Origin of the sequence: Nocardia sp. NPDC058497 (assembly GCF_042720195.1) — a bacterium.
In the GTDB taxonomy this organism is placed as follows: Bacteria; Actinomycetota; Actinomycetes; order Mycobacteriales; family Mycobacteriaceae; genus Nocardia.
This window is the reverse complement of sequence record NZ_JBHXMY010000473.1, coordinates 1-4645: the sequence shown is the minus strand read 5'-3', so window position 1 is coordinate 4645 and position 4645 is coordinate 1. Positions and strand designations below refer to the sequence as shown.

At 63.7% G+C, this 4645-nt stretch carries 4 protein-coding genes and 2 pseudogenes; all 6 read right to left on the bottom strand.

What is annotated here, in order from left to right; all coding sequences use genetic code 11:
* A pseudogene (locus tag ACFWPJ_RS25205) lies at positions 1–1268 on the bottom strand (type VII secretion protein EccC); the annotation flags it as partial.
* A gap of 140 nt (positions 1269–1408) precedes the next feature.
* Positions 1409–2104: a rhomboid family intramembrane serine protease gene (locus ACFWPJ_RS25200; protein WP_378854857.1), complete on the bottom strand. Its 696-nt coding sequence runs from the start codon at positions 2102–2104 to the stop codon at positions 1409–1411.
* Between the two features lie 62 nt (positions 2105–2166).
* Positions 2167–2640 (bottom strand): hypothetical protein, encoded by a 474-nt coding sequence (locus tag ACFWPJ_RS25195; RefSeq protein ID WP_378854856.1) that lies wholly within the window; start codon positions 2638–2640, stop codon positions 2167–2169.
* Between the two features lie 124 nt (positions 2641–2764).
* Positions 2765–3541, bottom strand: coding sequence for a DUF6159 family protein (locus tag ACFWPJ_RS25190; RefSeq protein WP_378854855.1), 777 nt, complete (start codon positions 3539–3541; stop codon positions 2765–2767).
* A 127-nt stretch (positions 3542–3668) separates the two neighbouring features.
* A complete protein-coding gene (locus tag ACFWPJ_RS25185; RefSeq protein WP_378854854.1) occupies positions 3669–4040 on the bottom strand; it encodes a hypothetical protein in 372 nt (123 codons plus the stop codon).
* A 19-nt stretch (positions 4041–4059) separates the two neighbouring features.
* Positions 4060–4645: pseudogene (locus ACFWPJ_RS25180) on the bottom strand (hypothetical protein); the annotation flags it as partial.

Sequence of the window (4645 nt, the reverse complement as noted above, 5' to 3'; positions counted from 1 at the left end):
GGTTCGATGTCGTAGGTGCCGAAATCTGGAACCCCGAGCAGGTCGTGCAAGCCGATCACGGTCTCGAGCGGTGCGTCCGGTTCCGGGTCGGCCGCAAGGCGCAGCGGCGCGAGGTAGCGTGCGAGCCCCGCCGCCAGGGCAGGCGGTGCGTCGTCGACGACACCGGTCCGTGCACCCAGTACGGTCCTGACGAACTCGTCGCGGGCGCTGGAGTCGAGATCACCGGGACGCGACTCGGGCGCGGTCACCAACTCGACAGCGCAGTGACTGTCGGCGGTGACGCGGACCCGGACATCGACGTGGCTGGGTTCGAACCGGCGCTGCTCGTTGAGAGTGATCACGCAGATACCGAGCTCGGCCGGGGCATAGCCGGGGGGCAGGAATTCCTGCGGGTCCAGCGTGCCGCCGCTTTCGGGCACCACGATCAGCAGCCGGTCGCCCGGGTAGTCGGGCGCGCCGGGACGCAGACGCAACTGCTCGGTGCGAATCGCGATCCGGCGCCGAAGGTGATCATCGAGTTCGGCGGCGAGCTCATCGACCGAACGTGAGGTCATGCGCCGCCCGATCGGCCCGTCGAAGCTGCGGGTGTCGAGCAGATGCGGCAACCAGGCCAGCCAGTCGTAGCCTGCGGGCTCGGTCTCACCGAGGGCCAGATGGATGCGCACGTCGTCGGGTGCGTGGAGCGAAACCACCTGCATCAGCATCGCGCGAACCAACTCCGCCGCCTGCTCGCGAGGTCCGACGATCGACACCACACCACGCAACGGCACTGCCATCGGGATATCGGCGACCGAGCGCGTGCGTGCCAGCACTTGATCTAGATGTGCTTGCGCAACAGGATCATTCGGCTGCAGCGGATTCTCCTGACCACGCACCGAGACGGGGCGGGCGATGTCGCCGTTGCCGAATCCCGCACGCACCACGAGGAAATCGGCATCGCGGCGGCGACGCTCCCACACTCGCAACGGATCGCGCACCAGCTGGGGCAGCTGCACCGGAGCGGGGTGGCGGTGGACAGCCGCGGCGCGCTGGGTCTCGCCGTCGGTATCGAGTTCGCCGCGTGTCTGCCGCAGATAGTCGATATAGCGAGTCCGGTCCTCGGCCATCTTCTTTCGCGCACCGGAGCGGAAGAACACCAGCGCCGCGATGCCACCGAGCAGTGCGGCGGCGACCATCGCCCCACCGGCGATCATCCGCAACGGATTGTTGTTCGACAGCATCATGCTCGCCGCCCCGACCGCGCCGAGCATCGGCAGCAAGACTCGCATCGCCGCCCCGGACGAGCCGGAACCCGCGGTGCTGACCGGGGGAGCGGGGAGTACGACGGGAGACAGCGGTGGCAGGGGGACAGCGCCACGTGCCGGACGGTGGACCAGAGTGTGTGCCACTGCGGTGGCTTCGCGGCTCGTCATAGCCTGTCCGGGTGCCAGGCGGGGATGTCGGTGCCTCGCGCCGGTCGGCGGGGTCCCAGCGGCCATAGATAGAGCGCGCCGATCACGCAGCCGGCGAGCAAGCCACCCAGATGCCCTTGCCAGGACGTGAATTGGGCCGACAATACCAGCCAGACCACCCCGACTATCAGAAGTGTCCGGGCGTCTCGACGGAGTTGCGGGACTTGCAGGCTCAGCACGAAGTACGCGCCCATCAGCCCGTACACCGCGCCCGACGCACCGATCGCCGAAGCCTCGGGCGCCAGCGCGTATTCCATCAGCCCACCGCCGACCGCCGACCCGAGATAGAGCATCACAAACCTGATCCGTCCCAGGTCCGGCTCCATCACCCGGCCCAACAACCAGATCCACACCAGGTTCATCACGAGATGCGCCGGCCCCAGCCCGCTGTCCGGTGGACTGTGCAGGAAGGCGCCGGTTATCAGCCGGTACCATTCACCGGCATCGATCCCGACCTCGGTGTACCCGGGGTAGTCGCGACCGTCGTAGACGTACACGATGTCGTCACGCATCAAGCCGCGCCGAAGCGTGGAGAACTCATCCGTGGTGACCGGACGGATCAGCTGAACGCAGTAGGCCAGCACATTGATGGTGATCAGGGAATAGGTGACAGGAAGGCGGCGCAACTGTCGCCAGATGCTGACTGTGTTCACAGGACGCGGTGATCTCTATCTCGAATTATCTTGTTGGGAAGGCCGGGCGGTAGATCGCCGGGTCACCGATCCCCGCCTGCACCGCCTACCGCGGTGATCTTCCAGTCCCGCGAGGGATCGATGGAGACTACGTAGGTGACAGCGGAGGTCGACCCCGCAGGATCCCGCTTGGTCGTAGTAGTCACGTCGACGACGGCGTCGATGGTGTAAACACCGCCCGTGCCGGACCGCGTCTTGGACAGCACCGGTTTCGCCGTGCTGACCCATTGATGCGGGCCGAAGACGCGTTGCGATTCTTCGACAGCACGATCCAACTGCTCGGCCAACTCGGGCACGGTGTTCTGCTTCATCCGAACCGCCCAAGCGTCCATGTCGCGATAGTCCACCGTGGCCGCGCCGACGGCGTAGTCCAGCGCGATCCGCTCCGCCTTCGCCGCGTCCGGCGAGGTGAAGCCGACCGCAGACGAGCCTGCGTCCCACTGGGTGAGGGTGATCTGCGGCTGGTCGGCGACCGAGCCGCCCGCGGACAACACCACACCAGCGCCGACGATGATCGCCGCAGCCGAACCAGCAACCGCGCGGGCAATCCCGGTGCGGTGCCGACCATGCGCATAAATCTACACAATTTCCTCTGATCTCGAATCATGTTGCGGGGTGTGGCTATCGACGCTGGAACGCGTATGCCAGGTCATCGGGGTCAAAAGCGTTCGGAGCGGTCCCGTCGGTGCTGAAGCGATAAATCGCGGTCTGAAAGATACCCGACACCGCGGACAGCATGATCAGGACCGCGATAACCCACAAGATTCCGCCCGCGATCCCCAGCTTCGCCAGCGCGGTACTGACGCCAAGGACCGGCAAGCTCAGAATGGACAGCACGATCCCCGGAGTGATCGCGGCCATCAAGAACAGGTGAAATCCCACGGTGCCGACCAGGTTCGCCCCCCACGTCCGCTTCATCGACTCGGCAGAATCCTTCACCGCATCGACAAATCCGCGATCGGCGAGCACCATTTGCGGCACCGCCAGAAATGTCGCCACCTGCCACGCGGTACCGGTGATCGCAGTCACGATCCAGCCGAGAAACCCGAAGCGCTCTTGGACCAGATGCAGCACATGGGCCACCGTCGCGGATACCAAAGACCACAACAGCACCCGCCGCCACCGCGCTGCCGCGACCCGGACGCCTCCCGTCACGCTCGGAGTGCCGCCGCGTAACGCAACATCAGCCTGCGAGATCAACGCGGCATTGAAGAACGACGCGACGAAGGCCATCGTTAGATACAACAGCCCGATCAATACGCAGGTCGTCACCGATGACCGCTCCCACATGCCGAACCTCACGATCGGCATAACGAACGTCGCTATGGTGACCATATTCGCCAGGCCGGACAGTATCGGGAAAACCGCCAGTCTCTTGGCTGATTTCAGCACTGCCACTGAGGATTTCAAGATGTACCACGAATCGGAAGCCATTATTCTTGTTGACTTTCTCTTATCGGGGTTGGTAAAGTCACCCCCCCGGTTTTTGTCGTCATCCTTTGGGCCGATGACTAGGCCGGTTCCGTCACTGTGGCCGTAGCTCGTCGGGCATCGCGGCGAACCAGCGATTGATCTTGTCGTATTCGAAGTCGATGTTCAGGGCAATGTCGGATCGCTTCAGTTGGATGAGGCAGGCCGGCCAGGCGGGCTTTCCTGGTTGACGCATGACTTCCCGCAGGTCTCTAATCTTGGTGCTGATCTCGTTGTTCTCCGGCCAGGCGATTCGGCGAGCGTGGGGTATCCCTCGGAGATCAACTCGGGCAGGTAGGCGCCGCGACTGGCGAACTGCGACCGCATCGAATCCGTGAGATCCTGCACCAAATCCGCTGTCCCGAGATCCGATCGTCGCCCGTAGTTCCTGGGGGTCAACGAGATAGGGGTTCATTCCAATACTCAACTGCTGTAGTCTATTTCATTCAATACGTCTGGTGTCCTAATTCGTTCGCCGCGAGCTTCTTGACCGCAGAACACAGCTCGAAAAGAAACTCTTCGGGCAGGTCGTGCCACAGCCAGGCGGCAAGAGAGTCGGGCACCGTGAGGCTGGCGACCTTCGCGACCAGGTTGCCATAGCGGCGGGGATCTTCACCCGGGAGGCCGAGAGCTACAGCCGCCCACGGCAGCAACGCCTCGAGGTCGAGATAGTCCCACCACGGTGCGTCGTCCCATCCCTCTTTGTTGGATAGCACTTCCTGATGCCAGGCGCTCAAACACACACGTCGTATCGCGGCATCGACCCGATCACCAGACACACCCGGATTCGCCTCGCTGACAGCCGCGTCCGCTTGCTTGATAAAAGCGATATCGTATTCGAACCTATTGCGAACGTTGCACAGTTCGACGCCGACAGGACGGAGTGATGGGGAGGGCTCCCCTTCGATGCCAGCCGCACGAAACTCATCGATCAATGCATTTCGAAGATCCTCGATCGAGGGAAGCGTCACTGGACTCAGCAAGCCACCGCAGCCGCCGAGCTGCTCGTACTCCTCCTGATATCCGTGAACG